The following is an 18,584-nucleotide window of genomic DNA, read 5'->3' as shown; positions in this document are numbered from 1 at the left end:
GGGGCAGGCGTCTGGATCAGTTCACCGTTTCGTTGAAACGGTGAACTGATCTATCTCTTTGTTTTGACGCAATTCCGGACGGAAGGCTACGGCGAAGTCGCCGAGCCCGACCGTGTCACACTTTTCCTGGAATTGCTTTAGCCTGCCCTTGCCGGATGCCACGTGGCCGGCCTAAATCCACGGATCGGGAAATGACATTTCGGGCATGGCGATGAAAGACGGCGAGGTCTTCGGCACGACGCAGGCGGGTGAGGCCGTGCGCCGGTTCACAATCCGGGGAGGCGGCCTTACCGCCAACATCATCGGCCTCGGCGCGATCGTCCAGGATCTGCGCCTTGCCGGCCACGACGCGCCGCTGGTGCTGGGTTACGACCGCTTCGAACCCTACGAGACCGATCGCGCCTTCTTCGGGGCGGTCGTCGGCCGCTTCGCCAACCGCATCGGCGGCGGCCGTTTCACCATCGCCGGCAAGCGCTACCAGACGGAACGCAATTTTCTCGGCAAGCACACGCTGCATGGCGGCTCGGAGGGCTATTTCCACCGGCCATGGACCGTCTCATTGCACGGCCGCGATTTCGTGACGCTGACTTTGCACGACCCGGATGGCGCCATGGGCTTTCCCGGCGCGCTCGATGTCACCTGCACCTACCGGCTGAAGATCCCCGGCACGCTCAGCATGGAGCTGACGGCAACCTGCGAGGAACCGACGCTCTGCAATCTCGCGCAGCATTCCTATTTCAACCTCGACGACGGCGGGGCCGGCGACATCCTCGACCACCGAGTGATGCTCAATGCAGGCGCTTACACGCCCGTCGATGACGAGATGATCCCGACCGGCGTGGTAAAGCCGGTCGACGGCACGCCTTACGATTTCCGGCAGGCGCGGCCGGTGCGCATGGAAATGGAAGGCGAGCAGCTTCGCTATGATCTGAATTTCTGCTTGGCCTCCACGCGGGGACCGCTGCACCAGGCGGCCTGGGTGCAAGGCGCCGATTCCGGCGTCGAGATGGAAGTCTGGACCACCGAGCCCGGCCTCCAGCTCTATATCGGCCAGTATGTGGCGCCGACATCGCCAGGGCTCGAGGGTCACCGCTACAAGGCGTTTTCGGGCCTCTGCCTCGAAGCGCAGACCTGGCCGGACGCGCCGAACCGGCCTTATTTCCCACAAGCCACGCTATGGCCGGGGCAGATCTATCATCAGGTGACCGAGTATCGGTTCCGTTTGCCCTAAGTTTGTCGATATTGAAGTAATTCGCGCCTAAGCTTCGACGGCGTTTAACTATCGAAGGCCGTTCTGAGTGTCTCGAATGGAGCCAGCGCGCCGCGAACCTGAACAACCGCGGCGGCGACGCGATGCGCGCGGCGTGCCGCATCGGCGGGTGCGTGGCCGGCAAGCCTGGCGGCCAGATAGCCGCCGTTGAAGGAATCGCCCGCGCCCGTTGTGTCAACGGGGGCGGCCACATGCACCGCGTCAACGGTTTGCGAAGCGCCGTTCAGCGTAATCAACGCCGGCTGCTCGCCGTTCTTGACCACGACCTCGCCGATCAGCTTGCCGAGTCGCTCGGCCGTTGCCTGCGGCGTCGGATCCCCGAACAGCATCTGCTCGTCCGGAAAGGTCGGCAGCGCGATGTCGGCGACGGCGAGCGCCTCCAGGACCGCGGCTTGCGCCGCCTCGCGGCTTGGCCACAGACGCGGCCGGTAATTCGGGTCGAAGGCGACGAGCGAGCCGGCCTTGTGGGCGGTCGCCACGGCCGACAGGAGGGTTTTGCGCGCGGCCGCATCCAGAATTGCGAGAGTGATTCCGGAAAAGTAGACAAGCGCTTGGTTTCCAAGGTTTTTTGTCAGCGCAAATGGGTCGGCGGCAAGCTGGCGCGCTGCCGCGTCGCTTCGCCAGTAGGTGAAGGCTCGCTCGGCTCCGGTGAGCGTGATGGCGTAAAGGCCGGGGCGTGCGCCGGCAATGACCGGACTGTTGCCAATCCCTATGCCGTTCTCGGCGAAGAACGCGATCTGGTCGCGCGAGAAGGGGTCGTCGCCGAACGCCGATACGTAGGTCGCGGGCCGGTCCGGGCTCAACGCGTGCAATGCCCAGAGCGTGTTGAAGGTGTCGCCGGCAAAACCCATGCGCCAGTTCGAACCGGTCTGGCCCGACAGTTCCAGCATGCATTCGCCGATCGACGCGACACCATTGGCCATGCGGGCTTATCCCTTCCTAAGACTTTGTTGCTGTAGCTTTTTGCGGCCGGCAGCGCCATGCTTGGCGAAGGCCGAATTTTGCGCCAGAAGCGATTTCCCACAGGCAGGGCGGGACGCGATACGCGGCCCGTGACGTTAGCAGCCGAAGAGGAACGGGTTTGGCATCGATATGGCGTTACATTCTTGCGGGTCTCGGTCTGGCTGCCCTGCTGGTCGGTATCGTGGCCGCCGTGTATCTGACGCTGCCGCAATCGGCGCCCGGTCCGGACATTTCGCGCTCGAAAAAGACGGCGAACGGCTTGTTCGTGGCGAGCTTCGAGCCGGAGCGCGGCGTCATCCGGCAGGGCGAACTGCAGTCCTGGCTGCTGACGCTGAAGACCGCCGCCGGCGTGCCGGTGGAGGGGGCGGCCATTACCGTTTCCGGCGGGATGCCGCAGCACGATCACGGCCTGCCGACCAGTCCGCAGGCGACCGATTATCTGGGCGATGGGCGCTACCGCATCGACGGCGTGAAGTTCACGATGAGCGGCTGGTGGCAACTGCGCTTCGCCATCTCGGCGGCGGCCGGTTCCGATTCCGTTCTTTTCAACATCGTGCTGTGAGCGGGCGATGAGGCGTCTGGCGAGCGTCGTAAGCCTGCTGGCCTTGGCCGCTCTCGCCTTGCCGGGCGGCTGCGGCGAGCCGCAGTTCAGCGACGCCGAGAAGAAGAACATTGCGTCGCTGGCGCTGAACACGCTGCCTTCGCTCAAACCGGACACCACCAACCAATATGCGGACGTGCCGGCGGCTGCGGCGCTTGGCTCGACGCTGTTCTTCGATGCCGGCATGAGCCGCGACGGCACGGTCTCCTGCTCGACCTGCCACAAGATCGACCGCCAGTTCCAGGACGACCTGCCGCAGGCGGTCGGCGTCAGCCGCACCGACCGGCGCAGCATGCCGCTGGCCGGCGTGGCGCGCAATCCTTGGTTCTTCTGGGACGGACGGCGCGACAGCCTGTGGGCGCAGGCGCTGACGCCGCTTGAAAATCCGCTCGAGCAGGCAGGCAACCGGGCCGCCTTCGCGCATTACGTCAAGAAGCGGTTCGGCGAGCGCTATGAGCGCATCTTCGGACCGCTGCCCGACCTTTCGACCGTCCCGGCCAATGCCAGCCCGCTCGGCAGCGACGCCGAGAAGGCAGCGTGGAACGCCATGTCCGCCAGCCAGGCCGACGACGTCAATCGCGTCTTCGCCAATATCGGCAAGGCGATCTCCGCCTTCGAGCGCTCGATCGAGCCTACGCAGACGCGCTTCGACCGCTTTGCCATCGATCTGGCCACCGGCGCAGCGCCGCAAGGCGACGCCGCGTTCTCGCCCGAGCAAATTCTCGGATTGAAACTGTTCATCGGCAAGGCCAATTGCGTGACCTGCCACAATGGCCCGCGCTTCACCGACAACTCCTTCCACAACACCGGTGTGCCGCCGGTCGACGGTCTGCCGCTGGACCGTGGCCGGGTCGATGCGGTGGCGCAGGTTCAGGCCGACCCGTTCAACTGTCTCGGCAAATTCCGTGACGGCGACGAAAGCGCCTGCCGCGAGCTGCGCTTCATGGTGAAGGACGGGCCGCAGATCGTGCGCGCCTACAAGACGCCGTCGCTGCGGGGAGCCGCCACGCGGCCGCCTTACATGCATGCCGGACAGTTTTCCACGCTCGACGAGGTAGTGGCGCATTATTCGAAGGCGCCGCTCAGCGTGGAAGGCGTGTCGGAGGTCCACCCGCTCGATCTGTCCGATCGCGAGCGGGCAGCGCTGGTGGCGTTCCTGAAGACGCTGTCAGAATAAAGGGGTAGGAGGTGATCCCATGAACCGAAAAACAGTTCCCGTCGAAGATGCTGCCGAGGACTGGTTTAACGACCCGGAATTTGTTGCTGAATTCGAGGCCTTGAAGACGGAATTCGCGATTGCCGAGGCGTTGATCAGAACCAGCGAGGAGATCGATCAGATGAGGGAGCCCCGCACTCGTGGCGCGCGTCGCTTCGCTCCTTGCTCCGCCATAGAATGACGAGGCTGGGGCGGCTTCAACCAATCCCCGGCGTTTGCGCCGACTTCACGGACATGAACGGAAAATCTTGCACCAAGATAAACGGCAACCTTTCAAAATCCTTGTGTCGGGGAACTACTTGTCCTTGACCGTCTCCATCGCCACGAAGGTCGAGGTCTGGGCGACATGGGGCAGGGCCGAGATGCGCTCGCCGAGCACGCGGCGATAGGCGGCGATGTCGGTGGTGCGGACCTTCAACAGATAGTCGAAGCTCGACGCCATCATGTGGCATTGCTCGATCTCCGGCACGCCCTGAACGGCGCGGTTGAAAGCATCGAGCGCCGCCGAGCGCGTGTCCGACAGCTTCACCTGGACAAAGGCGACATGGCCTTCGCCCATGCGTTCGCGATCGATGACGGCGCGGTAGCCTCTTATGTAGCCGTCCTTCTCCAGCCGCCTCACGCGCGCCTGCACCGGCGTCTTCGACAGGCCGACCTTGGTTGCCAGCTCCGACATGGAAAGCCGGCCGTCGCGCCCAAGGGCGGCCAGGATGTTGCGGTCGATGCGGTCCAATTGGTCTTCGGTCATCGATATAGCGGTTCAATTGATTGAGAATTGAGCTATATGATAGCTCAAACGGACCATTCCGTCGATTTCTTTGGACCGACCGAAATTCGCAGCTGTGCTAGCTTGCGCCATTCGGTCCGGTGGCCGCCAGACCGCTCCCTAACGCTCGCTTTCATGGATCCGACATGCCGCTCGATGCTATCCGCCAGCAGATCCGCGCCAACTACCTGCCCGACGAAGACGAGGCGGTGAAGCGCCTGTCTGCCACGGCGGGGCTTTCGGCGGAGGAGCGCAAGGCGATCTCGGCCCGCGCCGCCGATCTGGTGCGCGCGGTACGCGGCTCGACCGACCCCAGGCTGATGGAGGTTTTTCTCTCGGCCTATGGCCTGTCGACCAAGGAAGGCGTGGCGCTGATGTGCCTGGCCGAAGCGCTGTTGCGCGTGCCCGACACCGAGACGATGGACGATCTCATCGCCGACAAGATCGCGCCGCACGACTGGTCCGCGCATTCGGGTGGTTCGAGCTCGATCTTCGTCAACGCCTCGACCTGGGCGCTGATGCTGACGGGCCGCGTGCTCGACGAAGGCGAGGGCGGCATCGAAGGCACGCTGCGCGCCATGGTGAGAAGGCTCGGCGAGCCGGTGATCCGCAAAGCAGTTGCAGCGGCGATGCGCGAGATGGGCGAGCAGTTCGTGCTCGGCCGCAGCATCGCCGAGGCGGTCAAGCGCGGCCGGCCGATGACGCAGAAGGGCTATCTTTACTCGTTCGACATGCTGGGCGAGGCAGCCCGTACCGAGGCCGATGCGCTGCGCTATCACAAGGCCTATGCGGATGCTATCTCGTCGCTCGATTCCGGCTCGAACGGCCCCGACATCCGTTACAATCACGGTATTTCGGTCAAGCTCTCGGCGCTGCATCCGCGTTACGAGGTGGCGCAGCTGGAGAAAATGCTGCCGGTGATGGCCGAGCGGCTTTTGTCGCTGGCGCTTGCCGCCCGGCATTCGCGCATGGGCCTCAACATCGACGCCGAGGAGGCCGACCGGCTGGACCTGTCGCTCGACGTCATCGAGAAGGTGTTGGCCGAGCCGGAACTCGCCGGCTGGGACGGTTTCGGCGTCGTCGTTCAGGCCTATGGGCCGCGCGCGGCATTCGCCATCGACTGGCTCTACGCGCTGGCCAGAAAATATGACCGCCGGATCATGGTGCGGCTGGTGAAGGGCGCTTATTGGGACACGGAGATCAAGCGTGCGCAGACGCTCGGGCTGACCGGCTATCCTGTCTTCACCCGCAAGGTGAACACCGACGTTTCCTATCTCGCCTGCGCGAAAAAGCTGCTGTCGATGACGGACCGCGTCTATCCGCAGTTCGCCACGCATAATGCCCACACCGTGGCTGCCATCCTGTCGATGGCGAAGGATCGCGACAGCTTCGAGTTCCAGCGCCTGCACGGCATGGGCGAAGCGCTGCATGAGACGGTGCGCAAGGCCGAAGGCACGCGCTGCCGCATCTACGCGCCGGTCGGAGCCCATTCGGACCTGCTCGCCTATCTGGTGCGGCGGCTCCTGGAAAACGGCGCCAACTCCTCCTTCGTGCACCAGTTGACCGACGAGGAGGTCGAGCCCGAGGAGATCGCGCGCGATCCGCTCGCGACTATCGAGACACAGGGTCCCGCCGCCAATCCCGCTATCGCGCGTCCCGCCGTGATCTTTGGCGCCGGACGCCGCAATTCCAAGGGCTTCGACATCACCGATCCGGTGACGCTTGCGGCCGTCGACAAGGCAAGGGCGGAGTTCGCAGCAGCGGACCGCTGGCACGCCAAGCCGGTCACACGCGCCGCCGGCTACGGCAAGCCGCGCCAGATCGTCAATCCGGCCAAGCCCGACGAGGTCGTCGGCACGGTGCATGAGGCGGCGGCCAAGCAGGTGGCGACCGCCGTGCGCTTTGCGGTCGATGCCCAGCCCGCCTGGGCAAAGCGCCCGGTTGCCGAGCGCGCCGCGATCCTCAACCGCGCCGCCGACCTCTATGAGGCCAATGCGGCGGAGTTCTTCGCCCTTGCCACCCGCGAGGCCGGCAAGTCGCTGGCCGACGGCGTCGCCGAAGTGCGCGAGGCGGTCGACTTCCTGCGCTATTACGCCGCCGAGGCGGCGAATGCCGAGGCGGGCACCCAAGCGCGCGGCGCGATCGTTTGCATCTCGCCCTGGAATTTCCCGCTGGCGATCTTCACCGGCCAGATCGCCGCGGCGCTGGTCACCGGCAATTCGGTCATTGCCAAGCCCGCCGAGCAGACGCCGCTGATCGCCTTCCGCGCCGTCGAAATGCTGCGCGAGGCCGGCGTGCCGGAGGATGTCATCCAGCTTCTGCCGGGCGACGGCCCGTCGGTCGGCGCGCCGCTCACCGCCGACCCGCGCATTGCCGGCATCTGCTTCACCGGCTCGACCGAGGTCGCCAAGCTGATCGAAAAGCAGTTGGCGGAAACCGCGGCGCCCGACGCCATGCTGATCGCCGAGACGGGCGGCCTGAATGCGATGATCGTCGATTCCACCGCGCTGCCGGAGCAGGCGGTGCGCGATATCCTCGCCTCCGCCTTCCAGAGCGCCGGCCAGCGCTGCTCGGCGCTGCGCGTGCTCTACGTCCAGAAGGACGTCGAGAAGAAGATGCTGGAGATGCTGAAGGGCGCGATGGAAGCGCTCAATATCGGCAATCCTTGGGCTATCTCGACTGATGTCGGTCCGGTCATCGATGACGAGGCGCAAGCCTCGATCAGCGACTATTGCGCGAAGAAGGGACTGGAGGGCCGGCTGATTGCCAGGTTGGAAGCGCCGAAGAATGGCCGCTTCGTCGCGCCGCATGTCTTCCGCGTCAAAGGCATCGAGGAGATGGAGCGCGAGGTGTTCGGCCCGGTGCTGCATGTCGCGACCTTCGATGCCGATGAGATCGACGCGGTGATCGCCGCCATCAACCGTAAGGGCTACGGCCTGACCTTCGGCCTGCACACCCGCATCGAAGGCCGTGTCCAGCATTTCGTCGACGGCATCCATGCTGGCAACATCTATGTCAACCGCAACCAGATCGGCGCCGTCGTCGGCTCGCAGCCTTTCGGCGGCGAGGGGCTTTCGGGCACCGGGCCAAAGGCCGGCGGGCCGCATTACCTGCGCCGCTTCCGCAAGGGGCCGGAAGCCGGCACCGAGGTTGGCGAAGGCCATAAGGTGACCGCGACCGAACTTGCCGACAATCTGCCGGATCCGTCGCTCGGCGGCTGGTCGACGCGGCCGGATCGCGTGGCGATCTTGAGGAAGCATCTGCGCGGCAAGGGCGCGGCGGCAATCGCTGCCGCGGCAAGTCTCGATTTCGGCCAGGTCGACCTGCCCGGACCGACCGGCGAGGCCAACACGCTGTCGCTGTCGCCGCGCGGCCGCGTGCTTTGCCTTGGCCCCGACGCAGAGACGCTGCTTTCCCAGACGATCCAGGCACTCGCGGCCGGCAATGCCGTGCTGGCGGTGGCGCCGGGTGCGCCTGCGGCGCTGTCGGCGCTCACCGGCAAGGGCCTGCCGCTCGCGGCCATCGACGGCCGGCCCGATCCGGTCGAGGCGCGCTCGCTGCGCGTCGATGTCGTCGCCTTCTCCGGCACGCCGGAAGCGGCGCGAATCGTGCGCAAGGTGATTGCCGAGCGCTCCGGGCCGATCGTGCCGCTGGTCAGCGAAGTGCTCAACCCGGCGGCCTACGCCCATGAGCGCGCGGTCTGCGTCGATACGACAGCGGCAGGCGGCAATGCCAGCCTGCTTGCAGCCGCGTAATAGGCAGAAAGACCAAGAGCCGCCGCCGAGCTATAGCGGCGTCTCAGGCGCCTTCGACGACTGAAAACCCTTCGAACTGCGGATGGCCGAGATAGTGCACCTTCGAGCCGCCGGCATTGCGGTGGGCGGCGCGGAAATTCTCGGACTTCGTCCAGGTGACGAAATCCTCCTGGCTTGCCCAGACGGTGTGCGAGGCGAAGAGCGTGTAGCCGTCGGTCTCGTTGACGGGACCGCGCAGCAGATGAAATTCCCTAAAGCCCTGCATTTCGGAAAGGCTGGAATCGCGGTTCTTCCAGACGTCCTCAAAGGCCTCTTCGGAGCCGTTCTGGACCTTGAAGCGGTTCATGGCGATGTACATTGGTTTCCTTTCGAAATGGACGATTCCGACATTCGAGGCGGCCTCAACGGCAGGCTCTAAAAGGGGCCGATCCGCGCTTTGAACAGCCAACTCGACCTTCCCGTCTCGGGTGGAATGGGAGGGAACGGGGCTTGCTTGCGCACCAGCGTCAAAGCGAATTCATCGAGCTCGGCGGATCCTGAACTTTCGGCGAGCTGCAAGTCGCTGATGCTGCCGTCGGCCGCGACAATGAAAACCACCCTGGCATTGTTGCGAGCTTGCGCCTGGACCGATTTCGAAACGCGACGGTTGGCACGGGCAAGCTTTTTCTGAATTTCACCGCTATAGCGCGATTCCAGGGCATTGCCGGCAGCGGCTTTTATCTTGCCCTTGCTGGCGATGACCGGCGCATCGCGTGTATCGCCATCCGCCGTGCCACGCGGTTCAACGGTTTGGCTTGGCCCTGCCGATCCGGCTGGTGCGCTCGATCTCGCGCTTGGCACCGGTGGCTGCTCGGGCTCGGCAGGGCGCGCTTCGGCGCTTTGTGGCTTGATCGCGGGCGTCGGTTCGCTGGCCGTGGGAACACTCTGACCATCTTGGCGCGGTGTGGCGGCAGGCAGGATATCCGGCGCGGAGGCGGGGTGCGGCGTCTCAGCCGGCGGAGTTGGCTGGACGGCCTGAGGTTTCGCCGGCTGCGGATCCGCCACCAGGGTTACATCCACCGCGCCGGACGCCTGATCCTCCAAGGCGCTGCCCGTGGCGTTGGCGCCGGACTGGTCGGTGCCCTCGGCCTGAATGGCGTCTGTGGAGTCGAATGTCCCGGCAGGTGCGATCAGAAACGCCGCCGCCGCGGCGCCATGGAGCAGGCCGGAGACGATGATCGCCACCGGCCATCTGCGATGCCCGGCCAATGGCCGCGGCTGCACGAGCTGCTCGGCCGGCGTGACCGCCAATTCGCTGCCTGCGTCGGAGGGGTGATCGATGTCCTGCATATCTCGCGCCGAGACCTGCCGTACGTGACAAGGAATTGTCAAATCAAGATCGGTTGCCAGCCGGACCTGGAGCTGGGGCCGGCGCGGACTGCGCCCACGCCGGCACCGGGCCAAGCGACATCGCCAGCGCCGAGGTCAGGAGGCGAAGCGATATCGTCAAGTCGGTCATTCCTCAGCCCCCAAGGCGCATGGTTGCCGCAAGCTTCAGCGTGACGCCCGGTTCGTAGAGGACGGCGGTCGTGCTTCCGTTGAGCGGGTTGGTGTATTTGACGTCGAACAGATTGTCGGCGCGGAAGTCGAGCTTGAGATTGCCGGTCGCCTGGTAGCTGGCGAAGGCATTGACCAGCGTATAGTCCTTGGCCACCGGATTGCCCTTGGGCTTGCCGTTGTACTGCACTTCGCCGCCGACGGTCAGCTTGTCCTCGAGAAAGCGCAAGCCAAGCTGCGCCGTCACCTGCGAGGAGGGGATGGTGGCCAGATCGGCCCGCTCGCCTTCGTAGGAGATGGTGTGGCCGTTGATGATGGAGGCCGACAGCCCCGCATAACCCCAGCCCGCGTCGTAGACGCTTTCGAGCTCGAAGCCGTCGATCTTGGCCTTGGCGAAGTTCTGGTATTGGAAGCAGATCGGAATGCCGGGGCCGAATGGGCAGCCGCTGGTCGGGTCGAAAGGCGAGAGCGTCACGCCGTCGATATAGTCGTCGACATTGTTGTTGAAGTAGGCGGCCTTGAGCCGCAGCGCATCGCCGCCCTCGATGATGTCGTTCTGCTTGTAGTTGACGCCGAACTCGACGGTCTTGCCGGTCTCGGGCTTCAGGTTCGGGTTGGGCAGGAACGGGAAGCTGACGCCGGCCGGATGGTTGCCGCTGATGAGCGTCTCCGTCAGCGAGGGCGAGCGATAGCCTTCCGCATAGGTGCCATAGAATTGCAGGCCGGTCAGGCCGGCACTTTCGAAAGGCGTGACACCGACGGTGATGCGTGGCGAGACCCGGTCGCCGGATGTCTGGTGCTCGGAATCCTTCAGGCTGTAATTGTCGTAGCGCAGGCCGCCAATGACTTCGAGCCATTCCCAGGTCAGCTTGTCCTGGACATAGGCGCCGGAGACGTTGCGCTTGCCTGATGGCGTATAGAAGCTGTCGCCGCCGGCTGTGCCGCCGGTCTCCGCATCGTCGCCGACCCAGTCGCCGCCATAGGTCAGTTCATGCGCGACGCTCGCCGTCTCGAAACGCGACGTGTTCCAGATGTCGATGCCGGTCGTGCCGACATCGAAGGTGGACAGCGAGCCGACCGGCAGCACCACGGGCAGGCCGGTGACCGGATCGAAGCGGTTCTGCGGGACAAGCGTCGTCAGGTCGAGAACCGTCTTGTTGTAGGAGGCGTTGATGTGGAGGTCGAGCCAGCTCTTGGCCTCGTCGGTGATGTTGTAGCGGGCGGTGAAGGTGTTCGACTTGAGGTCGACGTCATTGGCCGGCACGCCGCCGCTGGTCTCCGTCCAGCCGTCGCTGGAGCCGATCCAGCCGAGCTTCAACTCGCTGTTTTCCGTCGGGCGGATCGAGGTCTTGAGCAGGCCGCTCAGCACATCGAAACCGGTGTCGGCAACGGTGTCGCCGCCGCCGTTCTTGTAGTTGTCGTAGTCGCGGTAGACGATGTTGCCGAGCGCGTCCCAGTTCTCGTTGATCCGGTAGGCGCCGGTGGCGCTGGTGGTCCAGCCCTTGCCGTTGCTTTCGTAGCGCCCGGTCAGCGAGGCGGCCCAGGTCTCCTGCGGCTTCAAGAAATCCGCCGCGTCCTTGGTGTCGAAGAAGACGACGCCGCCGATGGCGCCGGAGCCGTAGGTGTTGGCGACCGGGCCGCGGATGACATCGACCGACTTGATGAGCTCGGGGTCGACATAGAAGGTCGACTGCGTGCCGTGGTCCGAGCGCTGGAAATCCTGCCGGGCGCCGTCGACGATCACCGCGACGCGGCCGAAATCCTGCAAGCCGCGGATGTTGATGCTCGAAGAGACGCGGCGCGCGTCGGCCTGGACGGTGACGCCCGGCACGCCGAGCAGCATTTCGTTCGGCGTGGTCGCCATGCGGCGGTCGAGCTGTTCCTGATCGACATGGCTGGCCGAAGCCAGCGACTGGATCGCCGTTTCGCCGGTACGGCTGATGATGAGGATCTTGTCGAGAAGGGTGACATCGCCGGAAGCCTTCTCGTCCGCTTTCATCGTTTGATCGGACTGCTGCTGGTTGGGCGCCGGTTGCGGGGCCTGCTGAGCTTGCGCGGCCGGCGCGCCGAGCGCGATCGCCGCCGCTCCGGCCATCGATGCGGCGATTGCCTTTGCAATCGATCGGAAGCCCGGTCCCGCACTATCGCCCGCCAGGCCCGTCCGTCCCCAAGTCACCAACCCCATGCCCCAACTCCAAATTTCAGGCTCGTAGCTGGCTGGCCAGGGGCTCGCTCGAAATTTTGATCATGTCCGGCGTCTTAAATGTTGACTCATTTAGTCCGGTAATGCACTGACTAGTAAACATGACTATTCTAGTCAAGAATTTAATCGGCATTTCACGAGGCAGCCGGCAAGTGGCCGGCAGAGCAAAGGGACCGACCCGATGAACACGCACAATCCCAACGATTTCCGCTATCGCGTCCGCCGTCCAGACGACGCGCAGATGCGCTACGAAAGAGTGCCGATGGCGGTGAGGACGCTGTCCAGCAACACGCTGTTCCAGGGCGAGCACGAGATCGGCATCGAGCATCATGGCGCGCTTTACCGCCTGAAGATTACGCGCCAGGGCAAGCTGATCCTCAACAAGTGATCGGAATCGGCAGGCGTTAGACGAGCAGAGATCAGGCATTACAGGTGGACGACATGGACCAGCGCGTTAAGCCTTCGCCGGAAGAGATCCGGCGGGCAGGCCAAGACAATCCGAAAATGCGGGAGCGCGATCTTGCCGCTCAACTGGGCATGTCGGAAGCGGAACTGGTCGTGGCGCATTGCGGCGTCGGCACTGTCCGCGTCGAGCCGCGCGTCAACGATCTGCTGACCGGCCTCGAGGCGGTCGGCGAGGTGATGGCGCTGACCCGCAATGAAAGCGCCGTGCACGAGAAGATCGGCGTTTACGACAAGGTCGTCACCGGCAATCACAACGCCATGGTGCTGGGCGAAAACATCGACCTGCGCATCTTCCCGAAGGTCTGGGCGCATGGCTTTGCCGTCGAAAAGCGCGACGGCGGCGAAATCCGCCGCAGCCTGCAGTTCTTCGATGCCGCGGGCGAGGCCGTGCACAAGGTGCACCTGCGGCCGGCGTCGAACCTCCATGCGTACCAAAAGCTGGTGGCGAGCCTCGAATCGTCGAACCAGGAGCCGACCGCCGCGATCCTCCTAAGCGCCGCGGAAGGAGAGGGGGAAGCGCAAGGGTCGGATGCCTCGATCGATGATTTGCGCGACCGCTGGAGCAGGATGACCGACGTGCACCAGTTCTTCGGCATGCTGAAGACGCTGAAGCTCAGCCGCCGCGAGGCGGTGCGCATGGTCGGCCAGGACTATGCCTGGCTGCTCGACAATGACGCCGTGAGCGCCATATTCCACCACGCGGCGGAAGGCGAGACGCCGATCATGTGCTTCGTGGGCAATCGCGGCTGCATCCAGATCCATTCCGGCCCGATCAAGTCCGTCAAGCCGATGGGGCCGTGGATCAATGTGCTCGACGAGACCTTCCACCTGCATCTGAGGACCGATCACATCCACGAAGTCTGGGCGGTGCGAAAGCCGATCAAGGACGGCCATGTCACCTCGCTCGAGGCTTATGACGCCAATGGCGGCATGATCATCCAGCTCTTCGGCAAGCGCCATGAGGGCGAAAGCGAGCGCGAAGACTGGCGCTTGCTGGCCGAGAACCTGCCCCGCATTGCCAATCCGACCGCTGCATAAGGCAAGACTCAATGCGTGTTGTTGTCCGTTTTCGTCCGGCGCTTGCGCCGATGCTCGGCGTCTTGCTTGCGTTCACCGCGCCGCCGGCCGGGGCCAACGAACGGGTGGCCGTCTTCTCCGACACCTCGCGCATCGCCTCCATAGGCGGCTCGATCACCGAGATCGTCTATGCGCTCGGCGAGGAAGGCCGTCTCGTGGCTCGCGATTCGACGAGCTATTTCCCACAGGCAGCGCTCAAGCTGCCCGATGTCGGCTATATGCGGGCGCTGTCCCCGGAGGGTGTCCTGTCGGTCAATCCGACCGGAATCCTGGCGTTGCATGCCAGCGGCCCGAAGGAGGCGGTCGACGTGCTGAAGAAGTCGAGCGTGCCTTTCATCGAGGTGCCCGAGCACTACAGCCATGAAGGCATCGTCGAAAAGATCCGCATTGTCGGCAAGGCGCTCGGCGTCGACGCCAAGGCCGAGAAGCTCGCCGTGGAGACAGATAAGAAGCTGACGGCGGCGGAAAAACAGACGGCCTCGATCAAGAAGCGCAAACGCATCCTGTTCGTGCTGTCGGCACAGGGCGGCAAGATCCTTGCCGCGGGCAGCGACACGGCCGGTGACGGCATCGTCAAGCTTGCCGGTGCGGTCAACGCGGTCGAAGGTTTTTCCGGCTACAAGCAGATGTCGGACGAGGCGATCGTCACCGCCAGGCCGGACGTGATCCTGAGCATGAAGAATGCCGGGCCGCCGATCTTGGGGGACGAGCTGTTCGCCAACCCGTCAATCGCCTCGACGCCGGCGGGTGCGACCCGCAAGGTGATCAGCATGGATGGCGGCTACCTGCTCGGCTTCGGGCCGCGCACGGCCGATGCGATCCACGATCTCGCCGTCTCGCTCTATGGCAATCAGGTCACGGACTGAGCGGCGATGACGGAACAGTCCATTGCCGGCGCCGCGGGCAGGGTGATGATAGCCGATGGCGATCGCTCGGCACAGGCAAGGCTTGTCATCCTGCTTTTGTGCCTGGCGCTCGCGCTTTCCGTGGTCCTGTCGCTGACGTCGGGCGCTTCCGACGCGTCCGCCATTCGCGTCATCCGCGACTGGTTTACGGGCGCCATGCCTGCCGATGCGGCGCTTGCGGCCCGCGACCGGCTGATCGTCTATGACATCCGCATGCCGCGCGTTCTACTCGGCGTGCTGATCGGCGCCGCGCTCGCCGTCTGCGGTGCGGTGATGCAGGGGCTGTTCCGCAATCCGCTCGCCGATCCCGGCCTGATCGGCGTGTCCGCCGGCTCCAGCCTCGGCGCGGTGGCGATCATTGTGCTCGGCGCCACCTGGCTTGCGCCGGTTACGCTGGCGCTTGGCACACTCGCGCTGCCGCTGGCGGCATTCCTCGGCGGTCTCGCAGTGACATTCCTGCTTTATGCCATCGCCACGCGCCAGGGCAGGACGTCGGTCGCCACGATGCTGCTTGCCGGCATCGCCATCAGCGCGCTTTCCATGGCGCTGACCGGCGTCCTGATCTTCATGGCCGACGACCGGCAGCTGCGCGACCTGACCTTCTGGCAGCTCGGCTCGCTTGCCGGCGCGACATGGCCGAAGATCGGCACCGTCGGGCCCGTGATCGTGCTGGCGCTGGCCGCGATGCCGTTCCTGGCGCGCGGCCTCAACGCGCTGGCGCTGGGCGAGGCGACGGCGGGCCATCTCGGCATTCCGGTGCAGCGGTTGAAATACACGGCCATCGTCGGCGTATCGGCGGCGGTCGGCGCTTCGGTCGCGGTCAGCGGCGGCATCGGCTTCATCGGCATCGTCGTGCCGCATGTCTTGCGCCTGGCGATCGGCCCGGACAATCGCTATCTGCTGCCGGCGTCGGCCCTGCTCGGCGCTTCGCTGCTTCTGCTCGCCGACGCGGTCGCCCGCACCATCGTCGCTCCGGCCGAGCTACCGATCGGCATCGTCACCGCGGTCGCCGGCGCGCCTTTCTTCCTGTGGATCCTGCTGCGCAAGCGCGGCATCGTCGATTTGTGAGGTCCCGATGATCGAAGCGCGCGACATCTCGGTGGCGATCGGCGGCAAGCGCATCGTGTCGCATGTCGACTTCGCGGCGCGGCCCGGCGCGGTCGCGGCCATCGTCGGGCCGAACGGCTCCGGCAAGACGACTCTGCTAAAGGCGCTGACCGGCGAGCTTGCCTATAGCGGCACCGTGGCGCTCAATGGCCGCGACCTGTCCGCCATGAAGCCGGTGGAGGCGGCAACTCTGCGTGCCGTGCTGCCGCAAGCCACAGCGCTGTCCTTTCCCTTCACCGTGCGAGAGATCGTGCGCCTTGGCCTGATCGGCGGGCGCTCCGGGGTGCTGCCCGGCGAGGATGCGCACCTGGCGGAGCGGGCGCTGGCGCGTGTCGACCTCGACGGGTTTGCCGGCCGTTTCTACCAGGAGCTTTCCGGCGGCGAGCAGCAGCGCGTGCAGCTTGCCCGTGTGCTGTGCCAGGTCTGGGCGCCGGTGCTGGAGGGCAGGCCGCGCTATCTTTTCCTCGACGAGCCGGTTTCCAGCCTCGACATCAAGCACCAGCTCATCATCATGAATATCGCGCGCGATTTCGCCCGGCGCGGTGGCGGCGTCGTGGCGATCCTGCACGACCTCAACCTGACGGCGATGTATGCCGACCGCATTTTCGTGCTGCATCGTGGTGAGCTGGCTGCCGCCGGCTCGCCGCGAGACGTGCTGAATGACGAGTTGATCGAAAAGGTGTTCGACTGCCACCTGAAGGTCGGCGCGCTGCCTGCCGGAAGCGTGCCGTTCGTGTTGCCGCAATCGGCTGCCTAAGCAGCGGGCGCGCGCTGCTCCAGAAGGTCGATGCCGAGCAGATGGCGCACGTTCGGACGCGCAGCGACGAGGTCGGCGATCGTGTAGCGGGAGAGCACGGCGAAGAAGGCATTGAGCGCCTCGCGCAACGCCGAATTCAGGGCGCAGCTGTCGACCAGCGGGCATTCGGCGGCATCGTTTTCGAAGCATTCGGCCATGGCAAAACTCTCTTCGGTGACGCGCACGACATCGAACAGGTTGATCTGCTCGGCCGGGCGGCCGAGCCTCACGCCGCCATTGCGGCCGCGAACGGTCTCGACCAGGCCGGCCTCGACCAGCGGCTGCAGGATCTTGAACAGGAACAGTTCCGACACCGAATAGGCGGCGGCGATCTCGGGGATGCGGCTCAGCCTGTCGCTATTTGCGGCGCAATACATCAGGATGCGCATCGCATAATTGGTCTGGCGCGTGAGCCGCATGGTATCCTCGCGAAATATTAGCTTGAGCCGAATATGGCCCATAGTTTGGAACAATTCCAGACTGGACCGCCACATAGCTGAATAATCGTGTCAACTTTTTGTGCAGCCGGTGCGTATGTTAGCCCGATATGCCGTCCCAAGCTTCGAGCGGGCGTTTCACGGACCCAGGCACTAGATAAGTGCAGGTGCAAACAGGGAACGGCCTTTCCATGTCACAATCAGCTCCGGCTCTCGCGCCGGTTCGATTCGACGCCGACGCACAGGCAAAGCTTTCGGCATTGCGGCGGACCAAATTCATCGCCGCCGCAGCGCTCGCGCTCTGCGTGCTCGTCTTCGCGCTCGCCAAGTCGTTCCAGGCCGCCTATCCGTGGCTCGGCTTCGTAGCGGCCTTCGCCGAGGCGGCAACCATTGGCGGCATCGCCGACTGGTATGCCGTGGTGGCGCTGTTCAGGCGGCCGCTCGGGCTGCCGATCCCGCACACCGCCATCATTCCGGAGAACCAGCACCGCATCGCCGACAATCTCGGCCGCTTCATCGAGGCCAATTTCCTGGCGCCGGAGCCGGTGCGCGAAAAGCTCGCCGAGGTCGACTTCGCCGCTTTGGTCGCCGACTGGCTGGCCGATGCCGAGCGCGCCGCCGACCTGTCGCGATTCGTCGCGCGGCTGGTGCCGCAGACGCTGACGGCGGTGGAGCAATCGGGCCTGCGCGACTTCGTCACCAGCCGCATGCTGGAGCAGATCGAAAAGGTGCCGCTGGCGCCGCTTGCGGCGGATCTGCTGTCGGCGCTGACCGACGACCGCCGTCACCAGAAGCTGTTCGACGAATTCACTCGGGTCGTCGGGCGTTTTCTCAACGACGAGCAGGCGCTGGCGACAATGCGCGAAAAGATCCGCGAGGAATTGCCGTCGCTGTTCAACCTGTTCCGCGCCGATGCCTATCTCTTGAAGAAGATCGTCGCCTCGGCGGGTTCGTTGCTCGATGAGGTGCGGGCCGATCCCGATCACCCGATGCGCGCGGAATTCGATCGCTTCGCACTGGGCTTCATCGAGCGGCTCAGGACCTCGAAGCAATATGCAAGGAGCGCCGAGAAGCTGAAGCGCGATTTTCTCGGTCGCCCGGAGGTGAGGGCACTGGCCGGCGATGCATGGACGAGCCTGCGCCTGTTCATCGAGCAGGACGTCAATGCGCCGAATTCGACGATCCGCGAGCACCTCGCCAACATGTTCGTCGAGGTCGGCCGGCATCTGGCCGACGACGCTCAGATCAGGGCCGACATGAATCAGGGCTTTGTCGTGGCGCTGGCCTCGTTCGTCGAGAGCCAGAAGAGCGGAGTGTCGAAATTCGTCGCCGACCAGGTCAAGCGCTGGGACCTGGCGCAACTGACGCGGCTGATCGAGACGAACATCGGGAAGGACCTGCAATATATCCGTTTCAATGGCATGGTCATCGGTGGACTTGCCGGCCTGGCGCTCTATACGGCGGAGCGGCTATTTCTGGTCAATTGA

General features: G+C 64.9%; 17 protein-coding genes. 11 read left to right on the top strand and 6 right to left on the bottom strand.

The window, feature by feature from the left end; all coding sequences use genetic code 11:
- Positions 1-205 precede the first annotated feature (205 nt).
- Entirely contained in the window at positions 206-1,231 is a 1,026-nt protein-coding gene (locus RFM68_RS05230) for an aldose epimerase family protein (RefSeq protein WP_320231633.1), read from the top strand.
- A 44-nt stretch (positions 1,232-1,275) separates the two neighbouring features.
- Here the strand turns inward: RFM68_RS05230 and RFM68_RS05225 are convergent, their stop codons facing one another.
- The gene (locus tag RFM68_RS05225) at positions 1,276-2,193 is read right to left on the bottom strand and encodes a sugar kinase (RefSeq protein ID WP_320231632.1); all 918 of its coding nucleotides are present in this window, start codon (positions 2,191-2,193) and stop codon (positions 1,276-1,278) included.
- A gap of 158 nt (positions 2,194-2,351) precedes the next feature.
- On the opposite strand from RFM68_RS05225, the gene RFM68_RS05220 reads away from it, so the two are divergent.
- From RFM68_RS05220 to RFM68_RS05210, 3 genes are read left to right on the top strand one after another with little or no spacing between them, the layout of a single operon-like run.
- Positions 2,352-2,795 (top strand): FixH family protein, encoded by a 444-nt coding sequence (locus RFM68_RS05220; protein ID WP_320231631.1) that lies wholly within the window; start codon positions 2,352-2,354, stop codon positions 2,793-2,795.
- A 7-nt stretch (positions 2,796-2,802) separates the two neighbouring features.
- Positions 2,803-4,011, top strand: coding sequence for a cytochrome-c peroxidase (locus RFM68_RS05215; protein WP_320231630.1), 1,209 nt, complete (start codon positions 2,803-2,805; stop codon positions 4,009-4,011).
- A 19-nt stretch (positions 4,012-4,030) separates the two neighbouring features.
- Positions 4,031-4,231 (top strand): hypothetical protein, encoded by a 201-nt coding sequence (locus tag RFM68_RS05210; protein ID WP_320231629.1) that lies wholly within the window; start codon positions 4,031-4,033, stop codon positions 4,229-4,231.
- A gap of 114 nt (positions 4,232-4,345) precedes the next feature.
- Here the strand turns inward: RFM68_RS05210 and RFM68_RS05205 are convergent, their stop codons facing one another.
- Complete coding sequence (locus RFM68_RS05205) at positions 4,346-4,798, bottom strand: Lrp/AsnC family transcriptional regulator (protein WP_320231628.1); 453 nt, start codon at positions 4,796-4,798, stop codon at positions 4,346-4,348.
- Positions 4,799-4,962: 164 nt separating this feature from the next.
- Between RFM68_RS05205 and putA the strand changes: the two genes are divergently transcribed.
- A complete protein-coding gene (gene putA, locus RFM68_RS05200) occupies positions 4,963-8,571 on the top strand; it encodes a bifunctional proline dehydrogenase/L-glutamate gamma-semialdehyde dehydrogenase PutA (RefSeq protein WP_320231627.1) in 3,609 nt (1,202 codons plus the stop codon).
- Between the two features lie 43 nt (positions 8,572-8,614).
- Here the strand turns inward: putA and hmuQ are convergent, their stop codons facing one another.
- From hmuQ to RFM68_RS05185, 3 genes are all read right to left on the bottom strand, one after another.
- On the bottom strand, positions 8,615-8,929 hold the full coding sequence (hmuQ, locus tag RFM68_RS05195; protein WP_320231626.1) for a heme-degrading protein HmuQ: 315 nt from the start codon (positions 8,927-8,929) through the stop codon (positions 8,615-8,617).
- 56 nt (positions 8,930-8,985) lie between these two features.
- On the bottom strand, positions 8,986-9,900 hold the full coding sequence (locus tag RFM68_RS05190; protein WP_320231625.1) for a TonB family protein: 915 nt from the start codon (positions 9,898-9,900) through the stop codon (positions 8,986-8,988).
- 172 nt (positions 9,901-10,072) lie between these two features.
- On the bottom strand, positions 10,073-12,292 hold the full coding sequence (locus RFM68_RS05185) for a TonB-dependent hemoglobin/transferrin/lactoferrin family receptor (protein WP_320231624.1): 2,220 nt from the start codon (positions 12,290-12,292) through the stop codon (positions 10,073-10,075).
- Positions 12,293-12,491: 199 nt separating this feature from the next.
- Here RFM68_RS05185 and hemP point away from each other — a divergent pair, with 199 nt between their 5' ends.
- Genes hemP through RFM68_RS05160 form a run of 5 tightly spaced genes read left to right on the top strand, consistent with a single transcriptional unit; the run spans position 12,492 to position 16,621 of the window.
- Positions 12,492-12,698: a hemin uptake protein HemP gene (gene hemP / locus RFM68_RS05180; RefSeq protein WP_320231623.1), complete on the top strand. Its 207-nt coding sequence runs from the start codon at positions 12,492-12,494 to the stop codon at positions 12,696-12,698.
- Between the two features lie 53 nt (positions 12,699-12,751).
- The gene (locus tag RFM68_RS05175) at positions 12,752-13,813 is read left to right on the top strand and encodes a hemin-degrading factor (protein ID WP_320231622.1); all 1,062 of its coding nucleotides are present in this window, start codon (positions 12,752-12,754) and stop codon (positions 13,811-13,813) included.
- An 11-nt stretch (positions 13,814-13,824) separates the two neighbouring features.
- Complete coding sequence (locus tag RFM68_RS05170) at positions 13,825-14,718, top strand: heme/hemin ABC transporter substrate-binding protein (RefSeq protein WP_320231621.1); 894 nt, start codon at positions 13,825-13,827, stop codon at positions 14,716-14,718.
- 6 nt (positions 14,719-14,724) lie between these two features.
- Positions 14,725-15,825, top strand: a complete 1,101-nt coding sequence (locus RFM68_RS05165; protein ID WP_320231620.1) for a FecCD family ABC transporter permease — start codon at positions 14,725-14,727, stop codon at positions 15,823-15,825.
- Between the two features lie 7 nt (positions 15,826-15,832).
- Positions 15,833-16,621 (top strand): heme ABC transporter ATP-binding protein, encoded by a 789-nt coding sequence (locus RFM68_RS05160; RefSeq protein ID WP_320231619.1) that lies wholly within the window; start codon positions 15,833-15,835, stop codon positions 16,619-16,621.
- On the opposite strand, the gene rirA is transcribed toward RFM68_RS05160, so the two are convergent.
- Entirely contained in the window at positions 16,618-17,079 is a 462-nt protein-coding gene (rirA, locus tag RFM68_RS05155) for an iron-responsive transcriptional regulator RirA (protein ID WP_292301051.1), read from the bottom strand. The two genes, RFM68_RS05160 and rirA, sit on opposite strands and share 4 nt — an antisense overlap.
- Positions 17,080-17,288: 209 nt before the next feature.
- On the opposite strand from rirA, the gene RFM68_RS05150 reads away from it, so the two are divergent.
- Positions 17,289-18,584 carry a DUF445 domain-containing protein gene (locus RFM68_RS05150; RefSeq protein ID WP_320231618.1) on the top strand — a complete coding sequence of 432 codons (1,296 nt, stop codon included), beginning with the start codon at positions 17,289-17,291 and terminating at the stop codon, positions 18,582-18,584.

The sequence above is a fragment of the Mesorhizobium montanum genome (assembly GCF_033977145.1).
In the GTDB taxonomy this organism is placed as follows: Bacteria; Pseudomonadota; Alphaproteobacteria; order Rhizobiales; family Rhizobiaceae; genus Mesorhizobium; species Mesorhizobium montanum.
The sequence above is the reverse complement of the archived record's forward strand: the minus strand, read 5'-3'. Positions and strand labels throughout refer to the sequence as shown.

What these genes read in the sequence shown, in the direction of transcription:
- RFM68_RS05175 (WP_320231622.1), top strand. Translation starts at nt 12,752, where the DNA reads ATGGACCAGCGCGTTAAGCCTTCGCCGGAAGAGATCCGGCGGGCAGGC.
- RFM68_RS05150 (WP_320231618.1), top strand. Translation starts at nt 17,289, where the DNA reads ATGTCACAATCAGCTCCGGCTCTCGCGCCGGTTCGATTCGACGCCGAC.
- RFM68_RS05185 (WP_320231624.1), bottom strand. Translation starts at nt 12,292, where the DNA reads ATGGGGTTGGTGACTTGGGGACGGACGGGCCTGGCGGGCGATAGTGCG.
- hmuQ (WP_320231626.1), bottom strand. Translation starts at nt 8,929, where the DNA reads ATGTACATCGCCATGAACCGCTTCAAGGTCCAGAACGGCTCCGAAGAG.
- hemP (WP_320231623.1), top strand. Translation starts at nt 12,492, where the DNA reads ATGAACACGCACAATCCCAACGATTTCCGCTATCGCGTCCGCCGTCCA.
- RFM68_RS05160 (WP_320231619.1), top strand. Translation starts at nt 15,833, where the DNA reads ATGATCGAAGCGCGCGACATCTCGGTGGCGATCGGCGGCAAGCGCATC.
- RFM68_RS05225 (WP_320231632.1), bottom strand. Translation starts at nt 2,193, where the DNA reads ATGGCCAATGGTGTCGCGTCGATCGGCGAATGCATGCTGGAACTGTCG.
- RFM68_RS05165 (WP_320231620.1), top strand. Translation starts at nt 14,725, where the DNA reads ATGACGGAACAGTCCATTGCCGGCGCCGCGGGCAGGGTGATGATAGCC.
- rirA (WP_292301051.1), bottom strand. Translation starts at nt 17,079, where the DNA reads ATGCGGCTCACGCGCCAGACCAATTATGCGATGCGCATCCTGATGTAT.
- RFM68_RS05210 (WP_320231629.1), top strand. Translation starts at nt 4,031, where the DNA reads ATGAACCGAAAAACAGTTCCCGTCGAAGATGCTGCCGAGGACTGGTTT.
- RFM68_RS05215 (WP_320231630.1), top strand. Translation starts at nt 2,803, where the DNA reads ATGAGGCGTCTGGCGAGCGTCGTAAGCCTGCTGGCCTTGGCCGCTCTC.
- RFM68_RS05230 (WP_320231633.1), top strand. Translation starts at nt 206, where the DNA reads ATGGCGATGAAAGACGGCGAGGTCTTCGGCACGACGCAGGCGGGTGAG.
- putA (WP_320231627.1), top strand. Translation starts at nt 4,963, where the DNA reads ATGCCGCTCGATGCTATCCGCCAGCAGATCCGCGCCAACTACCTGCCC.
- RFM68_RS05190 (WP_320231625.1), bottom strand. Translation starts at nt 9,900, where the DNA reads ATGCAGGACATCGATCACCCCTCCGACGCAGGCAGCGAATTGGCGGTC.
- RFM68_RS05205 (WP_320231628.1), bottom strand. Translation starts at nt 4,798, where the DNA reads ATGACCGAAGACCAATTGGACCGCATCGACCGCAACATCCTGGCCGCC.
- RFM68_RS05170 (WP_320231621.1), top strand. Translation starts at nt 13,825, where the DNA reads ATGCGTGTTGTTGTCCGTTTTCGTCCGGCGCTTGCGCCGATGCTCGGC.